22 protein-coding genes, 1 pseudogene and 1 riboswitch are annotated in these 24,329 nt (G+C 71.0%); of the genes and pseudogenes, 10 read left to right on the forward strand and 13 right to left on the reverse strand.

The window, feature by feature from the left end:
- Both ABDW35_RS07830 and ABDW35_RS07835 read right to left on the reverse strand, forming a co-directional pair.
- Nucleotides 1–765, reverse strand: a 765-nt coding sequence (locus ABDW35_RS07830) for an ABC transporter substrate-binding protein (protein ID WP_343713293.1), incomplete at its 3' end; no start/stop codon positions are given.
- Nucleotides 762–1,217, reverse strand: coding sequence for a VOC family protein (locus ABDW35_RS07835; protein WP_343713294.1), 456 nt, complete (start codon nt 1,215–1,217; stop codon nt 762–764). The genes ABDW35_RS07835 and ABDW35_RS07830, both read right to left, overlap by 4 nt.
- A gap of 294 nt (nt 1,218–1,511) precedes the next feature.
- Between ABDW35_RS07835 and ABDW35_RS07840 the strand changes: the two genes are divergently transcribed.
- Nucleotides 1,512–2,183, forward strand: coding sequence for a hypothetical protein (locus ABDW35_RS07840; protein ID WP_343713295.1), 672 nt, complete (start codon nt 1,512–1,514; stop codon nt 2,181–2,183).
- 157 nt (nt 2,184–2,340) lie between these two features.
- On the opposite strand, the gene ABDW35_RS07845 is transcribed toward ABDW35_RS07840, so the two are convergent.
- From ABDW35_RS07845 to ABDW35_RS07865, 5 genes are all read right to left on the reverse strand, one after another.
- The gene (locus ABDW35_RS07845; RefSeq protein WP_343713296.1) at nt 2,341–3,204 is read right to left on the reverse strand and encodes an AraC family transcriptional regulator; all 864 of its coding nucleotides are present in this window, start codon (nt 3,202–3,204) and stop codon (nt 2,341–2,343) included.
- Between the two features lie 140 nt (nt 3,205–3,344).
- On the reverse strand, nt 3,345–3,581 hold the full coding sequence (locus tag ABDW35_RS07850; protein ID WP_343713297.1) for a 4-oxalocrotonate tautomerase family protein: 237 nt from the start codon (nt 3,579–3,581) through the stop codon (nt 3,345–3,347).
- 58 nt (nt 3,582–3,639) lie between these two features.
- Nucleotides 3,640–4,353, reverse strand: coding sequence for an SDR family oxidoreductase (locus ABDW35_RS07855; RefSeq protein WP_343713298.1), 714 nt, complete (start codon nt 4,351–4,353; stop codon nt 3,640–3,642).
- A 155-nt stretch (nt 4,354–4,508) separates the two neighbouring features.
- On the reverse strand, nt 4,509–5,426 hold the full coding sequence (locus tag ABDW35_RS07860; RefSeq protein WP_343713299.1) for a LysR family transcriptional regulator: 918 nt from the start codon (nt 5,424–5,426) through the stop codon (nt 4,509–4,511).
- 70 nt (nt 5,427–5,496) lie between these two features.
- Complete coding sequence (locus ABDW35_RS07865; RefSeq protein ID WP_343713300.1) at nt 5,497–6,615, reverse strand: winged helix DNA-binding domain-containing protein; 1,119 nt, start codon at nt 6,613–6,615, stop codon at nt 5,497–5,499.
- 164 nt (nt 6,616–6,779) lie between these two features.
- Between ABDW35_RS07865 and ABDW35_RS07870 the strand changes: the two genes are divergently transcribed.
- The 4 genes from ABDW35_RS07870 (at nt 6,780) to ABDW35_RS07885 (ending at nt 9,967) form a co-directional block, all read left to right on the forward strand.
- Nucleotides 6,780–7,760, forward strand: coding sequence for a S1C family serine protease (locus ABDW35_RS07870; protein ID WP_343713301.1), 981 nt, complete (start codon nt 6,780–6,782; stop codon nt 7,758–7,760).
- Between the two features lie 125 nt (nt 7,761–7,885).
- On the forward strand, nt 7,886–8,704 hold the full coding sequence (locus ABDW35_RS07875) for an enoyl-CoA hydratase-related protein (RefSeq protein ID WP_343713302.1): 819 nt from the start codon (nt 7,886–7,888) through the stop codon (nt 8,702–8,704).
- 26 nt (nt 8,705–8,730) lie between these two features.
- Nucleotides 8,731–9,540: a helix-turn-helix domain-containing protein gene (locus ABDW35_RS07880; RefSeq protein ID WP_343713303.1), complete on the forward strand. Its 810-nt coding sequence runs from the start codon at nt 8,731–8,733 to the stop codon at nt 9,538–9,540.
- Nucleotides 9,541–9,613: 73 nt separating this feature from the next.
- Nucleotides 9,614–9,967, forward strand: a complete 354-nt coding sequence (locus ABDW35_RS07885) for a VOC family protein (protein WP_343713304.1) — start codon at nt 9,614–9,616, stop codon at nt 9,965–9,967.
- Nucleotides 9,968–10,031: 64 nt separating this feature from the next.
- On the opposite strand, the gene ABDW35_RS07890 is transcribed toward ABDW35_RS07885, so the two are convergent.
- Both ABDW35_RS07890 and ABDW35_RS07895 read right to left on the reverse strand, forming a co-directional pair.
- Complete coding sequence (locus ABDW35_RS07890; protein ID WP_343713305.1) at nt 10,032–10,997, reverse strand: OmpA family protein; 966 nt, start codon at nt 10,995–10,997, stop codon at nt 10,032–10,034.
- A 337-nt stretch (nt 10,998–11,334) separates the two neighbouring features.
- On the reverse strand, nt 11,335–12,375 hold the full coding sequence (locus ABDW35_RS07895; protein WP_343713306.1) for a LacI family DNA-binding transcriptional regulator: 1,041 nt from the start codon (nt 12,373–12,375) through the stop codon (nt 11,335–11,337).
- 203 nt (nt 12,376–12,578) lie between these two features.
- On the opposite strand from ABDW35_RS07895, the gene ABDW35_RS07900 reads away from it, so the two are divergent.
- Both ABDW35_RS07900 and ABDW35_RS07905 read left to right on the forward strand, forming a co-directional pair.
- Nucleotides 12,579–13,853, forward strand: a complete 1,275-nt coding sequence (locus ABDW35_RS07900) for an extracellular solute-binding protein (RefSeq protein ID WP_343713307.1) — start codon at nt 12,579–12,581, stop codon at nt 13,851–13,853.
- 427 nt (nt 13,854–14,280) lie between these two features.
- A pseudogene (locus ABDW35_RS07905) lies at nt 14,281–14,472 on the forward strand (DapH/DapD/GlmU-related protein); the annotation flags it as partial.
- A gap of 1,086 nt (nt 14,473–15,558) precedes the next feature.
- Here the strand turns inward: ABDW35_RS07905 and ABDW35_RS07910 are convergent.
- A complete protein-coding gene (locus ABDW35_RS07910) occupies nt 15,559–16,470 on the reverse strand; it encodes a LysR substrate-binding domain-containing protein (protein ID WP_343713308.1) in 912 nt (303 codons plus the stop codon).
- Between the two features lie 99 nt (nt 16,471–16,569).
- Between ABDW35_RS07910 and ABDW35_RS07915 the strand changes: the two genes are divergently transcribed.
- The gene (locus ABDW35_RS07915) at nt 16,570–16,917 is read left to right on the forward strand and encodes a metalloregulator ArsR/SmtB family transcription factor (protein WP_343713309.1); all 348 of its coding nucleotides are present in this window, start codon (nt 16,570–16,572) and stop codon (nt 16,915–16,917) included.
- Complete coding sequence (locus ABDW35_RS07920) at nt 16,914–17,420, forward strand: SRPBCC domain-containing protein (protein WP_343713310.1); 507 nt, start codon at nt 16,914–16,916, stop codon at nt 17,418–17,420. Before ABDW35_RS07915 ends, ABDW35_RS07920 begins: the two co-directional genes overlap by 4 nt.
- 265 nt (nt 17,421–17,685) lie before the next feature.
- Here ABDW35_RS07920 and ABDW35_RS07925 read toward each other — a convergent pair whose 3' ends face one another.
- Entirely contained in the window at nt 17,686–18,297 is a 612-nt protein-coding gene (locus ABDW35_RS07925) for an acetoacetate decarboxylase family protein (RefSeq protein WP_343713311.1), read from the reverse strand.
- A gap of 107 nt (nt 18,298–18,404) precedes the next feature.
- A riboswitch (cobalamin riboswitch) is annotated at nt 18,405–18,596 on the forward strand.
- A 108-nt stretch (nt 18,597–18,704) separates the two neighbouring features.
- Here ABDW35_RS07925 and ABDW35_RS07930 point away from each other — a divergent pair.
- Entirely contained in the window at nt 18,705–21,638 is a 2,934-nt protein-coding gene (locus ABDW35_RS07930) for a ribonucleoside-diphosphate reductase subunit alpha (protein ID WP_343713312.1), read from the forward strand.
- A 107-nt stretch (nt 21,639–21,745) separates the two neighbouring features.
- Here ABDW35_RS07930 and ABDW35_RS07935 read toward each other — a convergent pair whose 3' ends face one another.
- Both ABDW35_RS07935 and ABDW35_RS07940 read right to left on the reverse strand, forming a co-directional pair.
- Complete coding sequence (locus ABDW35_RS07935) at nt 21,746–23,176, reverse strand: glycosyltransferase (protein WP_343713313.1); 1,431 nt, start codon at nt 23,174–23,176, stop codon at nt 21,746–21,748.
- A complete protein-coding gene (locus tag ABDW35_RS07940; protein WP_343713314.1) occupies nt 23,173–24,210 on the reverse strand; it encodes a HEAT repeat domain-containing protein in 1,038 nt (345 codons plus the stop codon). Before ABDW35_RS07940 ends, ABDW35_RS07935 begins: the two co-directional genes overlap by 4 nt.
- Nucleotides 24,211–24,329: the final 119 nt, after the last annotated feature.

Here is a 24,329-nt window from a genome sequence, read left to right on the forward strand (position 1 = left end):
CAGGTCCACCGCCTCCTTCGGATGCGCATGGGTCCAGGCCCAGCCCTTGGCCACGGCGCGCAGGAACTTCGCCAGCACCTCGGCATTCTGCGCCAGCGCCGCGTCGGTGGCGAAATAGACGTTGGAGTAGGAGGGCAGGCCGGTGTCCTTCATCATCAGGTCGATCCGGTCCGGCCCGATCACCGACAGCGCCTTGGTGTTGGTGATCCAGCCGGTGACGGCGTCGACCTGGCCGGCCACCAGCGGCGTCATGTCGAAGCCGATATTGGTGATGTCCAGCTGCGACGGGTCGATCTTGTTCTGTGCCAGGATGGCGTCCAGCACGAAGCGGGCGGTGGGCTGGATGCCGATGCGCTTGCCGATGATGTCCTTGACCGTGCGGATCGGCGCCTTGGGCAGGGAGTAGAAGGCGAAGGGACCGGAGCGGTAGCCGCAGGCGATCACCTTCACCGGCACGCCGGAGGCACGGGCCAGCAGCAGCTGCGCGGAATCGGAAAACTGGCCCAGCGCCGCCTGGCCAGTGACGACCGGGGGCACGGTGGCGGAGTTCGGGCCGCCGGGCGAGAACTCGACCTCCAGCCCCTCGGCCTGGAACAGCCCCTGCTTCAGCGCCACCACGTCGCCGATCTGGCCGTTGCTGATCAGCCAGTCGTATTTGATCACGACCTTGGCGGCCTCGGCCCGGCCGTCGGGGATCTTGAGCGCGATGCCGGCACCGAAGGCGGCGATCCCGGCCAGGACGGTGCGGCGGTCGAAGGCGGTCATGCGGTCCTCCCTCCAGCGGCTGGGCCTTCGACGTCGCCGACAGGGCCGCCGTCGAGCCAGGCGTAGATTTCCCACAGATTGTCGTCGGGATCGGTGAAATAGGCGCAGCGCGCATTCCACGGATAGTCGGCGGGCGGCCGCGTGAACGGCACGCCGAGCGCGCTGAGCTCGCGATAGACCGCGTCCACCGTGGCGGGCGACGGCAGCTCGGCCGCGGCGCAGGCCTTGTGCACCTGCGGCGGGGCGCGGCGGCCGGAGACGCCGGTGTGCTCGGCGATATGGCCGATCTCCCACAGCGCCAAGGTCAGCCCGGCGCCCTTGAAGTCGGCGAAGCCCGGGGCGCGGCGGCGCAGCCGGAAGCCCAGCTTGTCGATGTAGAAGGCGGCCGCCCGCTCGACATCCTCGACCAGGAAGCAGACATCGGTGATCGGGTGGGCCTGGGCGAAGGGCATAGCGGTCTCCGGACGGTCTCGCCCCGATCATGGCGCCGCCCGCCGCCGCCGCTCTTTCGCGATCCTGCGCATCTGTTGCTTGATCTTGCTCCGGCTGTCGCCGCGAAACCCGTTCCTTAACTGTCATTGCCGGGCTTGACCCGGCAATCCAGGGGCCGCCCGGAGCGGCATCGACATTCCCTGGATCCCCGGGTCAAGCCCGGGGATGACAGAGAAAAAGTGCCGCCACCGAGCCCGGTGCAAGTGAGTGTGCTTTTTCTTGACCAAATGTTCCTATTATGTTCTCATCTCGGAATGGCCGATGCCGACCCCACGACAGAGACCGCGCCCGCCGTCCGGCCGCTCTCGGATGACGACGCGATCCTGTCCGGGCTGATCGAGCTGGGCATGGTGATGTCCCGGGCGTTCCAGGCCGACGCCATCGCCGCCCTGCAGGCCGGCGACCTCGACCGCGCCGGCAAGGCCGAAGCCCATTTCAGCCGCCTCTTCCTCGGCATCCGCCGCGCCATCGCGCTGCGGGCCAGGCTGCGCCAGCAGCGGGACGAGGCTCGGCACGCCGCCGAGCGGGACCGGGACGACCGCGCGGCCCTGGCGGCCGGCCGCCGCCGCCGCGTCGCCCAGGGCGTCACCGGATCCATCGCCGCCGCGACCGCCGATGCCGAGACTCGAGAACAGCTGACGGCCGATCTCTGGGACCGGCTGGCCGGCGATCATGCCGACCGTCCCGACACCGCCGACAAGGCCCTGCCGATCGAAGCCCTGATCCGCAGCCTGTGCCGCGCCCTCGGCATCCCGCCCGACCGGGCCGCGATCGCCGCGGCCATCGCCGGGACCGACGAGGCCGCCGCCATGGATGCCAGAACGGCGGCCGCCGGACGGTTGCTCGCGAAGGGCTGGTTCCGCCCGCCGGGCGCGCCCGTCGCCGGCCGGCCTCCGCCGCGGCCGTCGGGACCGGACAGCAGCTGAGGACTTGGCGGCCGAACCCACAAGCCGTCATGGCGACCCCCGAAGAGGCGTGGCCATCCAGACCGTCACCGCCATGAGCGGCGGCTGAAAGACTGGATGGCCACGCTTCGCTCGCCATGACGAGTGGGAGAGCCAGATTCCGGAACCGTGTTTTGCCTCACCCCTCCACCCGATACCGTGCCGGGGTGGTGCCGGTGGCGCGGCGGAAGGCGGTGGAGAAATGGGCCTGGCTGGCGAAGCCGGCGCGGTAGGCGATCTCGGCCAGCGCCAGGTCGCGCCGCGCCAGCAGCGCCTTGGCCCGCTCGACCCGCCGCGCCAGCACGAACTGGTGCGGCGCCCGGCCGGTCGCGGCCTTGAAGGCGCGGCTGAAATGGAACGGGCTGAGGCTGGCCACCGCGGCCAGCTCCGCCAGGCTCAGATCGCCGTCCTCCAGCGCGTCCTCGATATGCTCCAGCACCCGGCGCAGCCGCTCCGGCGACAGCGCGTCGGGCCGCTCCGGCCGCGGCGCCGGGCGGTGGGACAGCAGGCGCAGGGTGCAGGCGGCGAAGGTCAGGCCCAGCTGCTCGGCCAGCAGCGGGTCTGTCCCCGCCGGCTGCCGCGCCAGCTCGGCCAGGGCCAGGGCGATGTGCACGGTGAGCGGGTCGACGGCGACCAGCATCTCGGAATCGTCGAAATCCGCCGGCCCGATCTCCTGGCCGATCCGGCGATAGGTCTCGGGCGGCTGGAAGATCGAGATGTAGTCGGCGCCGTCACCGTCGACGAACAGCGGCAGCCCGGCCGGCTGCACCCCCAGCGTCCAGGCCGGCCGCATCACCCGCCGCGTCGGCCCGTCACCGATCCGGAAGGCGTAGCGCCCATGGCCGCTGCGGTTCAACGACAGCCGGTGCAGTGCGCCGCAGGATTCCATCTGCCCGGCATCGCTGCGATAGCACTCCACCGTGATGTCCGGCCGTGCCGCTGCCGCGTAATCGTGCAGCGCCGGCCGGCTGATGGCGAAGACCGAAGGGTCGAAGCCGTCCATCCCATGCTCTCCCTGCCTCTGCGATCCGCGGCTCTGCCGGCCGCGATACCGCCGCCGTTCCTGCTCCGGAACGACGCAAGCAGCATGCCAGACGGGCGCGGGCAGGGCCATCGGCTCCGGCCCGCCCCGTCTGGCCCGGCTCAGCCCGATTTCGCCGCGAGCCGGCGGCGGTACTCAGTGACCGGCAGGCCGCCGACGCCCCAATTCTCCATCGGCACCTCCTCGATCACCACGAAGGTGGCGTCGAGCGGCTTGTTCAGCACGTCCAGCAGCAGCTGGCTGACGCCTTGGATCAGGGCGGCCTTCTCCTCCGCCGTCACCGCGGGACGGTCGGGCGAGGACCCTTCGCGGGTCACCTGGATGGTCACCATCGGCATCGCCGTTCTCCTCCGTCAGGGAAGGCGGCGGCACGGTGCCGCCGCCGATCCGTGGTTCTTACCAGCGGCCGGCGTTCTGGCCGCCATCGACATGCAGGATCTCGCCCGTCACGAAGCCGGCATTCTCCAGGAAGACGACCGCGTCGACGATGTCGCGGATCTCGCCCATCCGGCCGACCGGATGCAGCCTGCCCAGCGCCTCATGCGTCTCGGGGGCATGCATCGGCGTCTTGATGATGCCGGGGGACACGGCGTTCACCCGGATGCCCTTGCCCGCGTATTCGATCGCCAGCCCCTTGGTGGCGGAGTTCAGGCCGCCCTTGGTCAGCGACGCCAGCACCGCCGGCACGCCGGCGATCGGCTGGTCGACCAGGCTGGTGGTGATGTTGACGATATGGCCCGAGCCCTGCTTCAGCATCGCCGCGACGGCGTGCTGCGTGACGTGGAAGAAGCCGGCCAGGTTGACCGACAGGACCTTGGCGAAATCCGCCTCGGTATAGTCGGTGAACGGCTTGGCGACGAAGATGCCGGCATTGTTCACCAGCGTGTCGATCCGGCCGAAGCGGGCCAGGCCTTCCTCGACCACGCGGGCGGCGACGCGCGGGTCGGCGATGTCGCCCTCGACCGCGAGGATGTCCGGGTCGCCGCCCTGGCGGATGGAGCGGGAGTTGGCGACGACCTTGTAGTTCAGGTCGCGATAGGCCTTGACCAGGCCCGCGCCGATGCCCTGCGAGGCGCCGGTGATGATGGCGACCTTCCGTTCGGTTCCCATGATGTGCCTCTGAGATCGTGCAGCGGCCGGAGGGATGTCCGGTCGGCCGGGCCACTGCGGCGCCGGTGCCGATGTATTTACGGCCTGCTGCTGCGCGTTCGAATAGGCGTCATCCGGGAGAGACTGTTGCGTGAAGCGGAATGCCGGGTGCCCGGTCAGGCCTCGGGCGCCAGATGGGCGAACCGGGCCTTCAGCCGGGGCAATGCGAAGTCGACGAAGGCGCGGACCTTCGGCACCGACAGGCGGCCCTCCGGGGTGATGATGTGGACGGGCAGGGGCGCCGGCTCGGCATCGGCCAGAACGATCCTCAGTCGGCCGGCCTGGACCTCCTCCCCGACATGATAGGAGAAGAGCCGGGTGACGCCATGCCCCTCGGCGGCGGAGGCGATCGCGGCACGGACGCTGTTGACGATCAGCCGTGGCGCGAACTGCACGGTCCGGGCGCTGGTCGATCCCGGCGCCGGCGGGAAGCTCCAGGAGTCGATGCCGAAATGCGTCATCGAGACGATCCGGTGCCGGGCCAGGTCAGCGGGCTCGTCGATCCGCGGATGCTGCGCCAGATAGGCGGGCGCGGCCGCCACCACCCTGCGGACCTCGCCCACCCGCACCGCGACCAGGGTGGAATCCGGCAGGTGGGCGATGCGCAGCGCGGCGTCGATGCCCTCGTCGATCAGGCTGACCGGCCGGTCGAGCAGCAGCAGCCGGGCCGAGACGGCGGGATAGGCGTCGAGGAAGGCGTCCAGGATCGGGCGCAGCACGTCCTCGCCGCTGATCAGGGGCGCGGTCAGGGTCAGCAGGCCGCGCGGCGCCGCCCGCTCTCCGGCGGCCAGCATGTCGGCCTCCTCCAGGTCGGTCAGCACCCGTCGGCAGGCCGCGGCATAGCGCTCGCCCGCCTCGCTCAGCCGGATCGACCGGGTGGTGCGGTGCAGCAGTTGCACCCCGACATGGTTCTCCAGGAAGGCGATGGCCCGGCTGACGGCGGCGGGGGAGCGGCCGAGCCGCCGCCCGGCGCCGGCCAGGCTGCCCGTGTCCAGGGCCGAGACGAACACGCGCATGGCGTCGATCCGGTCCATCATTCTTCCCGGATGTGAAACATTGAAGGCCGAAGCCTAGGCATTCCGGCATTCGATGCAAAGGCCGGCGCTACGCCACTGCCTCGATCCGCACCTCGCGGCTCTTGGCACCCTCGGCGACGAGCGCCAGCAGCCGCTCGCCCTCCTCGGTCACCGCGGCGGCCTCCGGCTTCGACAGCGGCTCGAACATCTCGATGCGCAGCACCGCGGCGCCGCGCGCCTGGGTCGCCTTCCAGCGGCCCTGGACACGGCCGTCGACCAGCAGCACCGGCGGCATGAAATTGCCGTAGACCAGCGGCTTGTGGCGCTCCGCGATCACATGCTCGCGCTCGGCATGGCACAGCAGCAGATTGTCGTATTCCGGCAGGAAGCGCGGCGGCGCCGGCGCGTCGGGGCCGGGCCGCGGCGCGTCCGGCAGGTCGAACAGCTCGCGGCCGTCCTCGTCGCGCAGAGACACCAACTGCGGCCGCAGCGCATCGACCACGCCTTGCAGCCGAGTCAGGCCAGACCAGGTCTGCATGTCCTGCACGCTGGCCGGGCCGAAGGCGGCCAGATAGCGTAACAGCATGGGTTCGGGCGCCGTGTCGGTGCCCAATGGCTGGCGCAGCCAGCTTTCGGCCGTGCTGCACAGCGGCAGGCCGCCGATGCCCCAAAGGCCGCGCGGCGGCACCTGCACCAGCGGCGCCAGGTTGCGCATGGCGTAGGACAGGGCCTTGGCATCGCGGTCCGGCCAATGCTTCTGCAGCAGCCGGCCCATTTCCTCCACCGTGCGCGGCTTGTCGACCATCAGGCGCCGCCCGGCTGCCACCGCCGCCTCCAGATCCAGCCCGGCAAGCTGCTTGCCATAGGGCGTGCCGGTCATCAGCAGCCGCTCCTGCACCCCCTGCAGCACCGGGCGCAGCACTCGGCAGTCGCGCGCGGTGACGAGGTGGATGGTCGACCGCATCAGGGCGATACGCACCGCCTTGCGGTCGCGGATCAGCTGGGCCAGGTCCTCCAGCTCGAACCGCTCCAGCCGGCTCCACAGCCCGACATAGGGGGCGGTGGGAGACTGCGACTGCATCCCGACCAGCCGCTCGATCGCCTCGGCCGCACCGATGTTCCAGCGCTGCAGCAGCCCCTGTCGGGCCAGCAGCGTCCGGTTGCGGCCACGCCGGTCCAGCATTTCCCCCGAGCCCGCCTTCGCCATACGCCCCCCGATCCAACCCCGGCGCCACCCTGTCTCCGATCGGGGGCAGGGCGCAAGCCCCGGCGCGGGACGCGGCCGACCCCTCCGTCTGAGGGCTTGCATCCGGCCCGCCAAGGCGTGGACAATCAGGGGACCTATCCCGCCCGATACCCATGGAGGCCGCGATGGCCCTCGGACCGGACGACTGGGAAGTGCCCGTCCGGGCGCAGCCCGACCCCGACGACTACGCCTTCGATCTCGACCGCGCCCTCGACGCCGTGGTCGGCCTGACCGCCCGCGTCCCGCCCGACGCCTACACCGCCGGCACGCTGGGCACCGAGAGAGCCGGCAACGGCGTGGTGATCCGCGACGACGGCATCGTCCTGACCATCGGCTACCTGATCACCGAGGCCGAGGAGGTGTGGCTCACCACCAACAACGGCCGCGTGGTGCCCGGCCATGTGCTAGGCTATGACCAGAGCACCGGCTTCGGCCTGGTGCAGGCGCTGGGCCCGCTCGGCGTGCGGGCGCTCAAGCCCGGCTATCGCCGCGACGCCTCGCCGGGCACCGAGGTGGTGATCGCCGGCGCCGGCGGCCGCCGGCGGTCGCTGGCCGGGCGGATCGTGGCCCGCCAGGAATTCGCGGGATACTGGGAGTATGTGCTGGACGACGCGATCTTCACCGCGCCGGCCCATCCGCACTGGGGCGGCACGGCGGTGATCGGCCCGGGCGGCCACCTGCTGGGCATCGGCTCGCTGCAGATCCAGCACCAGTCGGAGGACGGACGGGTGCTGCCGCTGAACATGGTGGTGCCGATCGACCTGCTGCAGCCGATCTTCGACGACCTGAGCACGCTCGGCCGCGTCGACACGCCGCCGCGCCCCTGGCTGGGCCTGTTCGCGACCGAGGATGAGGGCCGGGTGGTGGTGGTCGGCTTCGCCGGCAACGGTCCGGCCCGTCGGGCGGGGCTGCGCGAGGGCGACGCCGTGCTCGCAGTGGACGGCGAGGCGGTGTCCGACCTGGCCGGCTTCTTCCGTGCCGTCTGGGCGCTGGGGGAGGCCGGGGTCGAGGTGCCGCTGACCCTGGACCGCGAAGGCGACGTGTTCGATGTCAGCATCCGTTCGGCCGACCGGGCCCGGTCGCTGAAATCGGCGAAGCTGCACTGAGGCGGCCGCCCGCCGCCGTCGCGGCGGGAGACGGATGAGGAGCCTTCACCGGCGGCGTCGGAATCCGCGTTTGTCGGAGGTGTTCGCGGACGGAAGGATCGGGCCGGATTCATCCGGAGACGACCATGCCGACCGACGCTTCCGATTCCATAGTGCTGATGCAGGCGGAGGAGGGGATCGCGACGATCACCCTCAACCGCCCCGACACGCTGAACGCCCTCGACGCCGCCACCATCGACCGGATGCAGCGGCTGCTGGACCGGATCGAAGCCGATGATGCCAGCCGTGCGGTGATCCTGACCGGGGCCGGGCGGGCCTTCAGCGCCGGCGCCGATATCCGCGAGATGCACGGCCGCCTGGCCGGCGGCGCCGACCGAGTGATGCGCGAGGTGGTGCGGCGCGGCCAGGAGCTGACCCGGCGGATCGAGGCCTTCCCGAAGCCGATCATCGCGGCCGTCAACGGCTTGGCCTTCGGCGGCGGCTGCGAGATCGTCGAGGCCTGCCCGCTGGCGATCGCGGTCGAGGGCGCGCAGTTCGCCAAGCCGGAGATCCGGCTGGGCTTCCCGCCGCCCTTCGGCGGGTCGCAGCGCCTGCCGCGGCTGGTCGGGCGCAAGCGGGCGCTGAAGCTGATCCTGACCGGCGACGCCATCGACGCGGCGGAGGCGCAGCGCATCGGGCTGATCAACGATGTGGTTCCGGCGGCCGGCCTGCTCGACGCGGCGCGGGGCCTGGCCGAGCGCATCATCGTCCACGCGCCGCGGTCGGTGTCCGCCTGCCTGGCCAGCGTCACCCGCGGCCTGAACCTGACGATCGACGAAGGGCTGGCGGTCGAGGCCGGGCATTTCGAGCGCCTGCTGGCCACCGGCGAGATCGCGGCCGGCACCCGCGCCTTCCTCGCCCGACCACGGACCCTAGCGCCGCGGGGCAAAACCGCGACAGAATAGAGGCGGACGACAGGGAGGAGGATCCCGTGACGGGGCAGGGCGAGGCCGCACTGGTCCTGGCCAAGCGCGCCGGCCTCTACCGCGAGGCGCTGCCGGCCCCGGCGCTGGCGTCGCATCTGCTGTGCCGGTGGGTCCATGCCCTTCCGCCGGGCCCGGCCGTGCCGGTCGCGGTGGTGCCGGATGGCTGCGTCGACCTGCTGTGGGTTGGCGGGCAGCTGGTGGTGGCCGGGCCTGATGTCACCGCCGCGCATCCCGTATTGCCGCCCGGCGATCCGGTCGTCGCGGTCCGTTTCCGGCCCGGCGCCGCCCTGCGCTGGCTCGGCCTGCCGATGTCCGAGATCGCCGGCCGCCAGTTCGACCTGTCGGAATTCGGCCGTCCCTGGGCGCGCGACCTGGCGGGGCGGATCGGCGAGGCGCGGACGACGGCGGAGCGGATGGCCCGGCTGGAGGCCGGGCTGGCGCGGGTGGCGCCGGGGATCGCGTTGCCAGCGCCGGAGATGGCGTTCGTCTTCCGCCGGCTCGGCCGCGGGCCGGAGGAGGCGGGGCTGGCGGCGCTGCGCGACCGGCTCGCCATCAGCGAGCGCAGCCTGCGCCGGCGCTGCCACGAGGCCTTCGGCTACGGCCCCAAGACGCTGGACCGGATCCTGCGCTTCCAGCGTTTCCTGCGGCTGGCAGCGGCGGGGGAGGAGGCGACGCTGTCCGGCCTCGCCGCCGCGGCCGGCTATGCCGACCAGGCCCATCTGACGCGGGAGGTGCGGCGCCTCTCCGGCCTGACCCCGGCCGCGGTCGTCGGCCAGCTCGCGGCCGGCCGGCTGCCCGACCGCGCCGCCGCCTGACTGGCCGTTCCGTTCAAGACGGGGCGGGCAGGGAATGGCAGGCTCAGGACCGGATCAGAGAGAAGGAAGCCCCATGGCCAGCCCCGGCAATGACCGCCGCATCGACTATATCGAGCTCACCGTCGCCGACATCGCCCGCTCGCGCGACTTCTACGGCCAGGCCTTCGGCTGGCGCTTCACCGACTACGGCCCGGCCTATTGCGAGTTCGACGACGGCCGGCTGAAGGGCGGCTTCGCCCAGGGCAGCCCGGCCGGCTCCGGCGGCCCGCTGGTGATCCTCTATGCCGAGGACCTCGCCGCCGTGCAGCAGCGGCTGGAGCAGGCGGGCGCCCGCATCGTCAAGCCGATCTTCAGCTTCCCCGGCGGCCGTCGGTTCCACTTCCAAGACCCGGACGGCTATGAGCTGGCGGTCTGGTCCGACCGGTAGGGCCTGAATGAAGGAAGGGGGCCAAGAGGCCCCCTTCCGGTCGTCCAGGATCCTTGCGGGATCCTCAGTTCACGACGATCTCGACCCGCCGGTTCTGCGGCTCGCGCACGCCGTCGGCGGTCGGGACCAGCGGATCGGCCTCGCCGACGCCACGGGTCACGATCTCGCTGTCGGCCACGCCGTCGGCCACCAGCTCGCGGCGGACCGCCTCGGCGCGGCGCACCGACAGGGCCTGGTTGTACTTGTCCGAGCCCGAGCGGTCGGTGTGGCCGGTCACGTCGATCCGGGTGCTCTTGCCCTGCAGCGCGTCGCTGGCGGCCGAGCCCACGATCTGCTTGGCCTCAGGCGTCAGCTTCGAGCTGTCGAAGTCGAAGAACACCAGGTAGCTCCGGGCCTGGTTGACCTGCTGCACCTGCTCCGGCGGCGGCGCCTGCTCGACATCGCCGAAGCTGTAGCGCAGGCCCACCAGGATGGTGTGGTTGTTGTTGTCGTCGCCCTTGATCCGGACGCCGTTGTCCTTGAACACCGGCCCCTGGGTGCCGAGGTAGCGGTATTCCAGGGTCGCGGCCATGTTCGGCGCGAAGTTGTAGGCCACGCCGGCGATGCCCTGATAGGCGAACTTCGCCTTCGTCGAGTCGAAGTACCGCCCGCCGCCGCTCGGGTTGAAGTCGGCATCCACCAGCGCCAAGCCGACGCCGCCGCCGATATAGGGCACGAAGGGCGACCCGAAGTCGAAGTCGTAGTAGCCGTTGGCCATCAGGCCATAGGTGGTCTGGTGGTTGTTGCCGTCGTGGCTGTTCTCCCGGATGCTGGCCTCGAGGTCGGTTCGGAAGCCGTTGCCGAAGCCGTAGCCGACATAGAGGTTGCCGGCCGGCCCGACATCGTAGCTGTCCCTGTTCAGGCCGTTGTCCTGGAGGAAGTTGGCGCCCGCCCCGGCGCCGACGTACAGGCCGCTCACCTGCTGGGCCATGGCCGGCGTCGCGGCGAGCAGTGCGGCCGCCCCCGCGGCGAAGACGATGCGTCTGGTCATTCCTGACTCCACGTTTCTCGCTTAGGATTCCGATCTCGAATCTCGTCCCGGAAACGGACAATATCGAGACATACGTCCCTGGATGTATGCCAAAATGGCGCGCAGCGACGATGTCGCGCCTTGAACTGACGCCGAAGCGTCATAATGGGCGGCCGGCAACGGAAAGTGGCGGAAAGCCAGGCGGGAGGCCACTTTTCCCGGTCCCGCGAGAGTGCGTGGCAATCACGCAACACCATCGCCGGATCGCTCGCCGGCAGCCTCCTGCGCCGCAGCGCGAACGGCAGGCGGGGCGACCGGTGCGGCGCCACTCTCGTTTGGAAATGTAAACGATTCCCCCTCAGCGCCGCGGCGGGGCGGTGCTGGCGCGGACGACCAGGCGGTAGGGCACGGTCACGCCGCGCTTCGGCCCGGCGGCACCCGCCAGCCGGTCGGCCAGCAGGCGCATCGCCTCGAAGCCCAGCTGCTTGGCCGGCTGGTCGATGGTGGTCAGCGGCGGGTCGGTGACCGCGGCGAAATAGATGTTGTCGAAGCCGACCACCGAGATGTCCTCCGGCACCCTCAAGCGCGCCTGCTTGATGGTGCGGATGGCGCCCATGGCGATCTCGTCGCTGCCGCAGAACACGGCGCTGGGCGGCTCGGGCAGCTCCAGCAGCTCGGCCATTTGCTCCGCCCCGGTGGCGATCGAGAACACGCCGTAGCGCACCAGCTCGGGCCGCGGCTCGATCCCGCCCTCGGCCAGCGCCTCGGCATAGCCGGCGAAACGCTTCGGCGTCGCCGTGGTGCCGGGGCTGCCGCCGATATGGCCGATGCGGCGGTGGCCCAGCTCGATCAGATGGCGCGTCGCGGCCAGCGCCCCCGCCTTGTTGTCGATCTCGACCACCGGCACGCCAGGGGCGGCGACGGGCTCGATCACCGCCACCAGCCGTTCCTGCAGCGCCGGAACCTTCAGCGGCTCGGGCATCCGGCCGCCCAGCAGCAGCATGCCGTCGACCGCGCCGGTCAGCAGCTGGCGGGCATGCTCCTCCGCCCGCGCCGGGTCGCCGGCGGTGTTGCCGATCAGCACATGGAAACCGGCCGCCACCGCCGCCTCCTCGGCCCCCAGCAGCACCGATGCGTGGAACGGGTTGGCGATGTTCGGCACCATTACGAACACCTGTCGCGCCTGCTGCAGGCGCAGGCTGCGGGCCATGCGGTTGACGACATAGCCGGTGTCGCGCACCGCCGCCTCGATCCGCTCGCGCGTTTCGCCGGTGACTCGTGGCGACCCCGCCAGGGCGCGGCTGACCGTCGCCACCGACACGCCGGCGATGCGGGCGATGTCGGCCATGCGCGGCCGCCCGTCCTCGGGCACCGGCGGCAGGCTGCGGCTTCGGCTCACGGCGCGGTCATGGAATACAGGGTCATGCCGCGACGATGCCCGGAACGGCGGCCCGGGCCAAGAGGGGCGATGCGGCGGTTCGACCAAGGGTGCATTGCGAATTGACAGGGCGCGCATTCCCCGGTTCACTTGTAACCAAATGGTTACTTCATGGAGCGGACCACCGTCCGCGCCATCAGCAGACGAACCAGGGAGGGGCGACGATGACGGCTGCGATCGGGCGGAGATCCGTGCTGGCGGGGGCTTTGGGGCTGGCCGGTGCATCCATGGTTCCGGCGGCCCGGGCCGAGGCGGAACGGCTGCGAATCGTCTGGTGGGGCAATGACGACCGCACCCGCCGCACGACCGAGGTGCTGAAGCTGTACCAGGCGAAGGGGCAGGGCGCCGAGTTGGTCGGTGAGGTCAGCAACGCCGAATACTTCCCCAAGCTGGCGACCCAGTTGGTCGGGCGCAGCGCCCCGGACATCTTCCAGCTCGAGCCGAACAGCTTCGCCGATTTCGTCCAGCGCGGCGCCACCCTGCCGCTCGACGAGTTTATGCCGAAGCCGATCGACACCGCTGGCATCCCGCGCGAGCTGCTGGATCTCTGCGCTCTCGACGGCAAGGTCTGGGGCATCCCACACGGCCTCAACTCCTTCGCCCTGATGTACGACACCGCCGTGTTCAAGGCGGCCGGAATCGCTCCGCCGGACGACAAGACCAGCTGGGACGACTATGCCGCGCGGATGGTCGAGCTGACCAAGGCGGCGGGCCGCGACCAGTACTGGGGCTCCTGCGACGGCAGCGGCTACAGCTACGCGTTCCAGGTCTGGCTGCGCCAGCGCGGCGCCGACCTGTTCACCGCCGACCGGACGCTCGGCTTCAACCAGGACCATGCGGCGGAGTGGTTCAGCTACTGGGACAAGATGCGCAAGGCCGGCGGCTGCGTGCCGGCCGACATCGCGGCGCTCAGCCCGGATTCGACCATCACCCAGATGCCGCTGATCCAGGGCAAAGCCGCGACCAGCCTGGCCTTCTCCAACCAGATCGTCGGCATGCAGTCGGCCACCACCGTGCCGTTGGCCCTGACGATGTTCCCGAATGGCGGTCCCGGCGCGAAGCCGGGGCAGTTCTACCGGCCGGCCTCGAGCTGGTCGATCTATGCCCGGTCGAAGGCGCCGGAGGCCGCGGCCGCCTTCATCGGCTTCTTCCTCATCGACCCCGAGGCCGCCAAGGTGCTGGGGGTGGAGCGCGGCGTGCCGATGAGCCCGGCGACGCGCGAGCTGATCCTGCCGACGCTGACGCCGGTGGAGCGGGCCACGGTCGACTACGTCAATTTCATCGCCGACAAGCTCGGCCCCTATCCGGCGCCGCCGCCCAAGGGGTCGCAGCAATTCGGCCGGGTGCTGAAGCGGGTGGCGGATACGGTCGCCTTCGGCACCGCCTCGATCACCGACGGCGCGGCCCAGCTGGTGGCCGATGCCGGCACCATCCTCTGACGAAGGCCTCGCGATGTCGGTCATGCCGGACCCTGCCACCGCCGCGCCCCACCCGGTGGAGGAGTTCGACTCCCACCCCTGGCGCTTCGAGGCCCATGCCACCGAGGCGCAGCGCCGCGCCCAGGCGGCCTTCGTCGCCGGGCTGGCGCAGCGCCTGCCGCTCGAGATCGGCGAGGCCTGCTACCTGTCGCCCCAGGCCTATATCTTCCCGGACAGCCTGACGCTGGGTGACCGCTGCGTCGTCGCTGCCGGGGTGCGCCTGCACGGCCAGCTGGTCGCCGGCGACCATTGCTCCTTCAACCTGCATTGCTCCGTGATCGGCCAGGTGCGTATGGGCTCCTGGGTCCGCATCGCGGCGGGGGCGATGATCGCGGGCTTCGACCATGTCTCGGACAATCCGGAGACGCCGATCGCGCAGCAGGGCGTGTCGACCAAGGGCATCGTGATCGGCGACGATGTCTGGATCGGCGCCAACGCCGTGGTTACCGACGGGGTGCGGATCGGCAGCCACTGCATCGTCGCGGCCGGGGCGGTGGTGACCCGCGACGTGCCGGATTATGCGCTGGTCGGCGGCAACCCGGCCCGGGTGATCCGCGATCGCCGCCGGCCGAAGGGCACGCCGCCGGCCGATGCGCTGCTGGATGAGGTGAAGGCCTTCGACGCGCGGATCGCGGCGGAGTGGCCGGCGATCCTCGCCGCGCAGACCGCCCCGCCAGGCCAGCCCTCCTGGTATCGCGACCCGCGCAATGCCGGCAACGCGCCGTTCCGGGCCGATTGCGACGCGATCCAGATCGCCGCGATGTTCGGCGCCGTGCCGCCGCCCTTCGGCCGAGAGGAGTGGATCGCCCGGCTGCAGGCGCTGCAGGACCCGGCGACCGGGCTGTGCTTCAACCCGGACACGCCGGATGCTGTGCGGCGCGACCCGCCGGCTGATCCCGGCGGCGACAACCTCTACAACATCCTCTGCGTCGGCTATGCGCTGGACTGCCTCGGCGCCGGCTTCCGGCATCCCATCGCCTGGGCCTCGCGGCTCGATGCGGCGACGCTGCAGCGGGCGCTGGACGGGCTGCCCTGGGCCGAACGCGGCTGGACCTCCGGCGCCTGGGTCGATGCGCTGGGCACGGCCTGCTATCTCAACGCCCGAGACTTCGGCGATCCCGGCCCGCTGGCCACGCTGATGGGCTGGGTGACGCTGCGGGCCGACGGCGCCACCGGGCTGTGGAGCGGCCCGGTGGGCGACGACTGGCTGCAGCCGGTGAACGGCTTCTACCGGCTGACCCGCGGCACCTATGCCCAGTTCGGCCTGCCGCTGCCCTATGCCGAGCGGACGATCGATTCCGTCCTGGCCCATCTCCGCCGCCATCGCGGGTTCGAGACCAGCGGCTTCAACGCCTGCAACGTGCTCGACGTGGTGCATCCGCTGATGCTGTGCGCCCGCCAGACCGCTTATCGCGCGGCCGAGATCGCGGAGGCGCTGCGCGGCCTGCTCGGCGCCGCGCTTCGGCACTACCAGCCGGGCCGCGGCTTCGCCTTCAGCCGCGGCGAGGAGCCGGGGCTGCAGGGAACGGAGATGTGGCTGTCGATCGTCGCCCTGATCCTGACCCATCTCGGCTTGGCCGACGCGGTGCGGTTCCGGCTGGTCGGGGTGCATCGCTGGGGCCCGGCGCTGCCGGGCGGCCGGATCCGCTGGCCGGGACGGTGAGGCTCACCCCCAGACGCCAGACACCGGGCGCGCCCGCTTAGCGCTCAGCTCCGCCTCCAGCCAGGCGCGGAACAGCTGCACCTTGCGCTGCCGGGCCTTGGCCTCGGTGGTGACGAACCAGTAGGCGATCTCGGTCGGCGCGGCGACGGGGAAGGGGCGCACCAACCTGCCGTCGGCCAGCGCATCGGCGGCGACCAGCTGCCAGGCCATGAACACGCCCTGGCCGGCCAGCGCCGCCTCCAGCGCCGGGATCGGGTCGGTGTAGGACGGGCCGGACAGGCGTGGCGGCGACGCGACACCGGCGGCGGCGAACCATTCGGCCCAGGAGATCAGCGAACCCTCATCGCGGATCACCGGCACCGATCCCAGGTCTGCCGGGCGCTTCAGGCGCTGCGCCAGGGCGGGGGCGCAGACCGGGAACACCGTCTGCGGCACCAGCTTCTCGGCCAGCACGCCCGGCCAGCCGCCGCGGCCCATGCGGATGGCGCAGTCGACGTCGCTTGCCGCAAGATCGATGGTCGCGGCGGTGGCGACAAAACGCAGCTCGATCTCCGGATGCGCGCCGGTGAAGCGCGCCAGCCGCGGCACCAGCCAGCGTGCGGCGAAGGCCGATCCGGCGGTGACCGTGAGGATGCCGGCGCGTTCGGCGGCCAGGGCGCCGATGGCGTCGGCCAGCATGCGGAAGCCAGCATCGAGCATCGGCTGGATGCGCTGCAAATCCGGGGTCGGCGCCAGCCCGCTCGGGCTGCGCTCGAACAGCAGCACGCCCAGCCGCGCCTCGGCCCGGCGGATGTGCTGGCTGACCGCGCCGGGCGTCACCCCCAGCTCCTTCGCCGCGGTCGACAGCGATCCGCCGCGTGCCACCACCGCGATGGCGCGCAGCGCGTTCAGCGGAATCGGGAAGGGCGAGGCCATGTCCCCTTCTTGATCGGAGCGGGGCGGGCTGTCCAGCGCCGCCGCGATCGGGCGGCAAGGGGTGTTGACTCATAAATATCTAGTTGGTTATATAACCATATGGTTCTTGAAGACTCACTCACCCTCAGATTCGCCGCGCTTGCCGATCCCACCCGGCGCGCCATCCTGCTCCGCCTGATGCAGGGCGAGGCGACGGTGTCGGAGCTGCAGGCCCCGTTCCGGATCAGCCAGCCCGCCATCTCCAAGCATCTCAAGGTGCTGGAGGGGGCAGGGCTCATCGAGCGGGGGCAGGCCGCACAGTCGCGGCCGCGGCGCCTCAACCACCAGGCTCTGAAGGAGACGGTCGAGTGGTTCGACCACTTCCGGAACCTCTGGAACGACAGCTTCGACCGCCTCGAGGAGCTGCTCGAGGCCAACAGCAAATCGCAGAAGGACGATCGATCATGAGAGCCGCGACCGCCGCCGATACCGAGTTCGTCATCACCCGCCTGTTCCAGGCGCCGCGCCCGCAGGTGTGGGAGGCCTGGACCAGGCCTGAGATCCTGGCGCGATGGTTCGGCCCGAAGGGCGTCACCAGCACGATCAAGACCTTCGACCTGCGCCCCGGCGGGATCATGCACGGGCGGATGGATTCGCCCGGCGGCAGCCCGATGTGGGTGAAGTTCGTCTATCGCGAGGTGGTTGAGCCCTCGCGCCTGGTCTGGGAGCATTCCTTCGCCGATGAGCAGGCCAATGTCGTCTCGTCGCCGTTCGGCGGGGCATGGCCGCTCAGAATCCTGTCGACCTTGACCCTCGCGGAGGAAAAGGGGGCCACCCGGCTGCATCTGGTGTGGACGCCGCTCGACGCCAGCGCGGAGGAGCGGCAGGCCTTTGCCGACATGACGGAGTCGATGACCGAAGGCTGGGGCGGCACCTTCGACAAGCTCGACGACCAGCTGGCCGGGCGCTGACCGGCCCGCCACGCCTATAGAGATTTTCTATAGGCGTGGTGAGACACTGTCCATCGTGGCCGCCGCGGCGCGGATCTATCTCTTGGAGAAGATCTGCCTGAGGAGGCCACGATGTTCTCCTTCCTCCGGCGCCGGGATGGCCGGCGCCGGCCCGACGGCGCCGAGGCGCTGCTGGCCATGACCCCACGCGAGCTGGCCGACCTGCCCTTCTGGGCCGAGCCGCTGCAGCCGGATTGCGCTGACGGCGTCCCGGCGCCGTGCCCGCTCACAGTCCGAACCGCGCCTCGGCGTCAGCCAGCGTAAGGGCAAGCAGCGGGCGCTTCCCGGCCAGCAGCGCCAGCGGCCCCTCCGGTGAAAACTCCCAGCCCGAGCCACCGAGGCGCGGCCGGCCTGTGGCGGCGGCGCGGGTGATCCGGACGCCGCCGGCCTCCGGCTGCAGCATACGCAGCGGCACCGGCAGGCGCAGGGGCAAGACACGTCCCGGCCGATCCGTGAAGGCCGCCACCAGCCCGTTCGCATCCGTCAGCGTCGTCCGTCCGCCGGCCGTCTCGAACCGGCCCAGCCGTTTCGGGATCGCCCACAGCGCCTGGCCGCCGGCCAGGGCGGCGGGGCTGTCGACCCAGGCGGCGATGATCGTGATCCCGATCCGGCGCCCCAGCCGCACCGGTACCGCCACCACCAGTTCGCCATAGGCCAGGTCGCCGCCCGGCTGCCACCCGGCCCGCACCGTCGCCAGCAATGCCGACCCGCCCCAGCCCAGCGGCTTGGCTCCTTCCGGCAGCGGCCCCGGCAGCGCCGCCCGCGGCACCCGCCACAGCGCCGCCTGCACCGTGCCGCGCAGCTTCCAGGGCGGGGAGGGGTAGGGGGCTTTGGTCATTCCGGGAGAGAGATTCCGAGATTTCAGCCGGCGAGTCCAAAACGCACTTGGATTGCGAAGTTCGTGATCGGCCCAACTAGGTATTGACGGAAACCGGCGGAAGGACGTCTATATCTAGACATCACGGGCGTCCGGGAATCCGGTGCGCCGAGTCATCGGCAAGGCCGGGGCTGTCCCCGCAACTGTAAGCGGAGAGCGTTTCCGTCGCTAGTCACTGGCCGGGCGACCGGCCGGGAAGGCGAGGCGGAGAGGCGATTCCCGCGAGCCAGGAGACCGAGCCCGTGATCGCGTTCAACGTCCTCGGGCGGGGTGTCCCGGTGGTGCGTCGGTCGGGTTGCGTCGGCATGCCGGCGCGGCGCCGGCGCCGCATCCTCGGCCCAGGCCCCTTACGATTATGGGGTTTGCCGATGTCAGTCCTCCTCGAATCCGACCGCGCCCTCGCCGGCGCGCCCGTCGCCCCCGCCACGCCGCGTGCAGCCGCCGAGCCGGCCTATCAGGTGATCCGCCGCAACGGCGCTGTCACCGCCTTCGACGAGAGCAAGATCTCGGTCGCCCTCACCAAGGCCTTCCTGGCGGTCGAGGGCTCGGGCGCCGCCGCGTCGCGCCGCGTCCATGACATCGTCGAGGGGCTGACCGCCCAGATCGTCGCCGCCCTGACCCGCCGCGCCGACCACGGCCGCACCTTCCACATCGAGGAGGTGCAGGACCAGGTCGAGCTGGCCCTGATGCGCGGCGAGCACCACAAGGTCGCCCGCGCCTATGTGCTGTATCGCGACGAGCGGTCGCGCGAACGCGCCGCCGCGGCGGCCAAGGTCGAGGCCCAGAACGGGATGTCCTCGGTGGCGCCGGTGCTGCATGTCACCGCGGCCGACGGCAGCCGCGCGCCGCTGGACCAGGCCCGCCTGTCCCGCCTGGTCGAGGAGGCCTGCGCCGGCCTGGCCGATGTCGATGCCGGCCCGGTCCTGGCCGAGACCCGGCGCAACCTTTATGACGGGATCAGCGAGGCCGAGCTCGCCCTGGCGCCGATCATGGCCGCCCGCACCCTGATCGAGACCGAGCCGAACTACAGCCAGGTCAGCGCCCGGCTGCTCTTGGACCTGCTGCGGCACGAGGCGCTGTCCTTCGTCTATGGCCGGCCGACCCGCGCCACCCATGCCGAGATGGCGCAGGGCTACGCCGAATACTTCCCGGCCTATGTGAAGAAGGGCATCGCGGTCGACCTGCTGGACCCGGAACTGGCCCGCTTCGACCTGAAGGTACTCGCCGCGGCCCTGAAGCCGGGGCGCGACCTGCAGTTCCAGTTCCTGGGCCTGCAGACCCTCTATGACCGCTACTTCCTGCAGACCGAGGGCATCCGCTTCGAGCTGCCGCAGGCCTTCTTCATGCGCGTCGCCATGGGGCTGGCCGTGCGCGAGATCGACCGCGAGGCGCGGGCGATCGAGTTCTACGACCTGATCTCCTCCTTCGACTTCATGTGCTCGACGCCGACGCTGTTCAACGCCGGCACGCCGCGGCCGCAGCTGTCCTCCTGCTTCCTGACCTCGGTGCCGGACGACCTCGACGGCATCTTCAAGTCGGTCAAGGACAACGCGCTGCTGTCGAAATATGCCGGCGGCCTCGGCAATTCCTGGACCCGGGTGCGCGGCCTGGGCGCCCATATCCGCGGCACCAACGGCCAGTCGCAGGGCATCGTCCCGTTCCTCAAGGTCGCCAACGACACCGCCATCGCGGTGAACCAGGGCGGCAAGCGCAAGGGCGCCGTCTGCGCCTATCTCGAGACCTGGCACGTCGACATCGAGGAATTCCTCGACCTGCGCAAGAATACCGGCGACGACCGGCGCCGCACCCATGACATGAACACCGCCAACTGGGTGCCGGATCTGTTCCTGGAGCGGGTGGAGGCCGACGGCCCCTGGACCCTGTTCTCGCCGGACGAGGCGCCCGATCTGCACGACCTGTACGGCCCGGCCTTCAAGACCGCCTACGAGGCCTATGAGACCAAGGCCGCGCGCGGCGAGATCCGCGTGCACAAGCAGGTCCGCGCGCTCGACCTGTGGCGCCGCATGCTGACCATGCTGTTCGAGACCGGCCACCCCTGGGTGACGTTCAAGGACCCATGCAACATCCGCTCGCCGCAAGGCCATGTCGGCGTCGTGCACTCCTCGAACCTGTGCACCGAGATCACGCTGAACACCTCGGATGACGAGGTCGCGGTCTGCAATCTCGGCTCGATCAACCTCGCCAACCACATCGGCGAGCGCGGCCTCGACCGGGCGCGGCTGCAGCGCACCATCCGCACCGCGATGCGGATGCTGGACAACGTCATCGACATCAATTTCTACACCATCCCGGAGGCGCGCCGGTCGAACCTCCGGCACCGCCCGGTCGGCCTCGGCATCATGGGCTTCCAGGATGCGCTGCAGGCCTTGCGCCTGCCGATCGCGTCCGACGCCGCGGTGCGCTTCGCCGATGAGAGCATGGAGGTGATCAGCTTCCACGCCATCGAGGCTTCGGTCGACCTGGCGGCGGAGCGCGGGCGCTACCCGTCCTTCGACGGGTCGCTGTGGAGCCGCGGCATCCTGCCGATCGATTCCGTCGAGCTGCTGGCCGAGGCGCGCGGCGGCGTGCTCGACCTCGACCGCTCCCGGACGCTCGACTGGGACGGCCTGCGCGAGCGGGTGCGCACGGTCGGCATGCGCAACTCCAACACCATGGCGATCGCGCCGACGGCGACGATCTCCAACATCTGCGGCGTCGCCCAGTCGATCGAGCCGGCGTTCCGCAACCTCTACGTCAAGGCGAACATGTCGGGCGACTTCACGGTGGTGAATCCCGGGCTGGTCCGCGACCTCAAGGCGCTCGGCCTGTGGGACGAGGTGATGATCTCGGACCTGAAGTATTTCGACGGCAGCCTCGGCGCCATCGACCGGGTGCCGGACGATCTCAAGGCGCTCTACGCCACCGCCTTCGAGATCGACGCCTCCTGGCTGGTCGAGGCGGCGGCGCGGCGCCAGAAGTGGATCGACCAGGCCCAGTCGCTGAACCTGTACATCGCCAACCCGAACGGCCGGAAGCTGGATACCCTCTACCGGCTGGCCTGGAAGCGCGGGCTGAAGACCACCTATTACCTGCGGGCGATGAGCGCGACCCATGTCGAGAAGTCGACGCTGAAGGGCACCGACGGGAAGCTCAACGCCGTCTCCGCCCCGGCGCCGGTCGCGGTGGCCGCTCCGGTCGCGGCTCCCGCCCCGGCGGCCCTGGCGGCCGACGAGCTGACGCTGACCGACGGCGCGCCGATGGTCTGCCCGATCGATGACCCGACCTGCGAGGCCTGCCAGTAAGGCGGCGCCTGATACCATTGCCACGGATGTCGTCAGGTGCAGGGCCGGGATGGTCCTGCACCTGATCTCTTTTGTCCGCGCGTGACAACGGCCGGCCTCAGCCTTCGTCAGACCTTCCTGAACCCGGTCCGCGTCATCCGTCCCCAGCCTTCGGCCTTGCGCAGCCAGCGCCACCAGCCGACCACCCGCCACCAGTTGTTGAGCTGGCGGTAGCCGAAATTCTCCGCCACCGCGGCGAGGGTGAGCACGGCGATGTCGCGCAGCCGCGGATAGCGGCGCAGCTGGATCTCCTCCAGCACCAGCGAGCCGACGCTGACGAAGACGCCGTAGACGAAGGTCAGCGCCGTGAAGGCGATCAGGTAATCGACGCTGAGCAGCCCGAGCGCGGCGAAGAGCGGGATCAGCACATAGCCCAGCACCTCGACCGGCGGGCCGATCACGTCGACCAGCAGCATCTGGCCGAAACCGATCGTGCCGACGGCGCCGTAGCGTGGCCGGAACAGCATGTCCTTGTGCTTGAAGAAGGTCTCCAGCGCGCCGCGCTGCCACCGGCTGCGCTGGCGCCCGAGCGTGCCGAGATCGCTCGGCGCCTCGGTCCAGCACACCGGCTCCGGCACGAAGACGACGCGGTAGTCGCGCTTGGCGTCCAGCAGGTGGCGGTGGATCTTGACGATGATCTCCAGGTCCTCGCCGACCGTGCCCAGGCTGTAGCCCCCGACCGCCACCGCCACGTTGCGGCGGAACAGGCCGAAGGCGCCGGAGACGATGGTCAGCGCCCGCATCCGGCTGAGCGCCAGCCGGGCCATCAGGAAGGCGCGCAGATATTCCACGGTCTGGAACAGCGGCAGGATCTGGCGCGGCAGCCCGACACGCACCACCCGGCCGGAGCGGACCTCGCAGCCATTGGCGATGCGGATCGACCCGCCCGACACCACGGTGCGGACCGGGTCCTCGATGAAGGGCTGGGCCACGCCCAGCAGGCTGTCCGCCTCGAGCAGGCTGTCCGCGTCCACGGCGCAGAACAGCGGGTTGCGCGAGACGACGATGCCGGCGTTCAGCGCGTCGGCCTTGCCGCCATTGGCCTTGTCCACGACCACCAGGTTCGGCTGCCGCGGCGTGCCGTAGAGGCCGCGGATCGGCTGATGCGGGATCGAATCCTCATAGGCGCGGGTGACCGGCACCAGCCCGAAGGCCTCGATCAGCCGCGCCATGGTGGCGTCCTTCGAGCCGTCGTTGATCACCACGATCTCGAAGCGCGGATATTGCAGCCCCAGCAGCGACCGCACATTCTCGACCACCGTCGCCTCCTCGTTATAGGCGGGGACCAGCAGCGAGATCGGCGGCGCGACATCGGCATAGGCGGCCCAGAGCGACGCGCCGCTCTCGACCGGCGGGGCCCGGCGCAGGGTCCAGAAGGCGACGATCAGCTCGACCAGATAGATCGCGGATTGGGCCAGGCCGGTGGCGATCACCAGCCACCCGACGATCGGGGCCACCACCAGGAGGACGGCTTCGGCGTCGGCGAGAAGTTCCGTCATCCCGCCCCCTGCATCAGGATCGCCTGGGCGATCAGCCCGGCCGGTCCCGGCTCCTCGGCCCGCCGGCGCAGGATCGCCAGCCCTGCCTCGCCCAGCCCGGCCAGGGCTTCGGCAGCCCGCATCCGGACCCACCACACCTCGTCGTGGAGCCGGCCCTCCAGATCGCCGGTCAGCTCGGTCAGCCCGATCGCGGCGGCGCAGCGCGCGGCCTGGGTCCGCACCTCCCAGGCAGGGTCGGCCAGCCCCCGTTGCACTGCCGGGGCGGCCGCGGGATGCGCCAGCTTGGCAAGGGTGCGGAACGCCTGTGCTCGGACATCGACCACCGGGTCTCCGGCCGCCGCCAGCACCACCGGCAGGGCCGTCAGCAGGCCGGCCTCGCCCAGCGCATCGAGCGCCAGCACGCGCTGGCGCACATCCGGCGCCGTGCCCGCCAGCCGCAGGAACAGCTCCGGCTGCTGCGACACCAGCCGGCGGAACACGCGTGCCGAGGTGCGGGACTCCAGCCCGCCCGCCTCGGCCAGAGACGCCAGCATCCGGTCGGCATCGACCGGCGCGTCGAGGTCGACCAGCACCTCCGCCGCGGCCAGTCGCATCGCGGCGCCACGTCCGCCCTCCACCACCTGCCGCAGCGTCCGCTCGGTCTCCGCCCCCGGGAACAGTCGCAGGCTGTGGATCGCCGCCACCGAATCCGCTCCCGCCGGACGGACCAGCCGGCGCCGGAGCACGGTGTCCAGGTCCAGCGACCGGACGAGGTCGACCAGGCGGCGCAGCCCGTCGCCGCGGATCAGCCGGTCGATCCGGACCAGCAGGTCGACGACGGAGTGCCGGTCGGCCTCCGTCAGCGCCCGCCGCATGGCGCTTTCGTCGATCTCGTTGCCGAGGAAGGCGAAGACCTTGCCCTGCAGCACCCCGACGGCGGCCCGGCCGCGACGCGCCCGAGCCTGCAGCAGCGCCCGGCGCAGGATCAGCACCGCCATCACCGCCAGCGCGGCTAGGGCCAGGGCGAGGGAGAGATACCAGATCGCGACCAGCATGGTCAGAACCGGGTCGTCAGGCCCAGCGTCACGCCGTAGCGCGTCGGGCCGTCCACCTGCTCCTCACCCTCTCCGGTCAGCGTCAGCCCGAGCTGGTCGTTCAGGTCGACGCCGAGTCC

Origin of the sequence: Inquilinus sp., assembly GCF_039594555.1 — a bacterium.
Lineage (GTDB): Bacteria > Pseudomonadota > Alphaproteobacteria > DSM-16000 > Inquilinaceae > Inquilinus.

What these genes read in the sequence shown, in the direction of transcription:
- ABDW35_RS07835 (WP_343713294.1), bottom strand. Translation starts at nt 1,217, where the DNA reads ATGCCCTTCGCCCAGGCCCACCCGATCACCGATGTCTGCTTCCTGGTC.
- ABDW35_RS07840 (WP_343713295.1), top strand. Translation starts at nt 1,512, where the DNA reads ATGGCCGATGCCGACCCCACGACAGAGACCGCGCCCGCCGTCCGGCCG.
- ABDW35_RS07845 (WP_343713296.1), bottom strand. Translation starts at nt 3,204, where the DNA reads ATGGACGGCTTCGACCCTTCGGTCTTCGCCATCAGCCGGCCGGCGCTG.
- ABDW35_RS07850 (WP_343713297.1), bottom strand. Translation starts at nt 3,581, where the DNA reads ATGCCGATGGTGACCATCCAGGTGACCCGCGAAGGGTCCTCGCCCGAC.
- ABDW35_RS07855 (WP_343713298.1), bottom strand. Translation starts at nt 4,353, where the DNA reads ATGGGAACCGAACGGAAGGTCGCCATCATCACCGGCGCCTCGCAGGGC.
- ABDW35_RS07860 (WP_343713299.1), bottom strand. Translation starts at nt 5,426, where the DNA reads ATGGACCGGATCGACGCCATGCGCGTGTTCGTCTCGGCCCTGGACACG.
- ABDW35_RS07865 (WP_343713300.1), bottom strand. Translation starts at nt 6,615, where the DNA reads ATGGCGAAGGCGGGCTCGGGGGAAATGCTGGACCGGCGTGGCCGCAAC.
- ABDW35_RS07870 (WP_343713301.1), top strand. Translation starts at nt 6,780, where the DNA reads ATGGCCCTCGGACCGGACGACTGGGAAGTGCCCGTCCGGGCGCAGCCC.
- ABDW35_RS07875 (WP_343713302.1), top strand. Translation starts at nt 7,886, where the DNA reads ATGCCGACCGACGCTTCCGATTCCATAGTGCTGATGCAGGCGGAGGAG.
- ABDW35_RS07885 (WP_343713304.1), top strand. Translation starts at nt 9,614, where the DNA reads ATGGCCAGCCCCGGCAATGACCGCCGCATCGACTATATCGAGCTCACC.
- ABDW35_RS07890 (WP_343713305.1), bottom strand. Translation starts at nt 10,997, where the DNA reads ATGACCAGACGCATCGTCTTCGCCGCGGGGGCGGCCGCACTGCTCGCC.
- ABDW35_RS07900 (WP_343713307.1), top strand. Translation starts at nt 12,579, where the DNA reads ATGACGGCTGCGATCGGGCGGAGATCCGTGCTGGCGGGGGCTTTGGGG.
- ABDW35_RS07910 (WP_343713308.1), bottom strand. Translation starts at nt 16,470, where the DNA reads ATGGCCTCGCCCTTCCCGATTCCGCTGAACGCGCTGCGCGCCATCGCG.
- ABDW35_RS07915 (WP_343713309.1), top strand. Translation starts at nt 16,570, where the DNA reads ATGGTTCTTGAAGACTCACTCACCCTCAGATTCGCCGCGCTTGCCGAT.
- ABDW35_RS07920 (WP_343713310.1), top strand. Translation starts at nt 16,914, where the DNA reads ATGAGAGCCGCGACCGCCGCCGATACCGAGTTCGTCATCACCCGCCTG.
- ABDW35_RS07925 (WP_343713311.1), bottom strand. Translation starts at nt 18,297, where the DNA reads ATGACCAAAGCCCCCTACCCCTCCCCGCCCTGGAAGCTGCGCGGCACG.
- ABDW35_RS07930 (WP_343713312.1), top strand. Translation starts at nt 18,705, where the DNA reads ATGTCAGTCCTCCTCGAATCCGACCGCGCCCTCGCCGGCGCGCCCGTC.
- ABDW35_RS07935 (WP_343713313.1), bottom strand. Translation starts at nt 23,176, where the DNA reads ATGACGGAACTTCTCGCCGACGCCGAAGCCGTCCTCCTGGTGGTGGCC.
- ABDW35_RS07940 (WP_343713314.1), bottom strand. Translation starts at nt 24,210, where the DNA reads ATGCTGGTCGCGATCTGGTATCTCTCCCTCGCCCTGGCCCTAGCCGCG.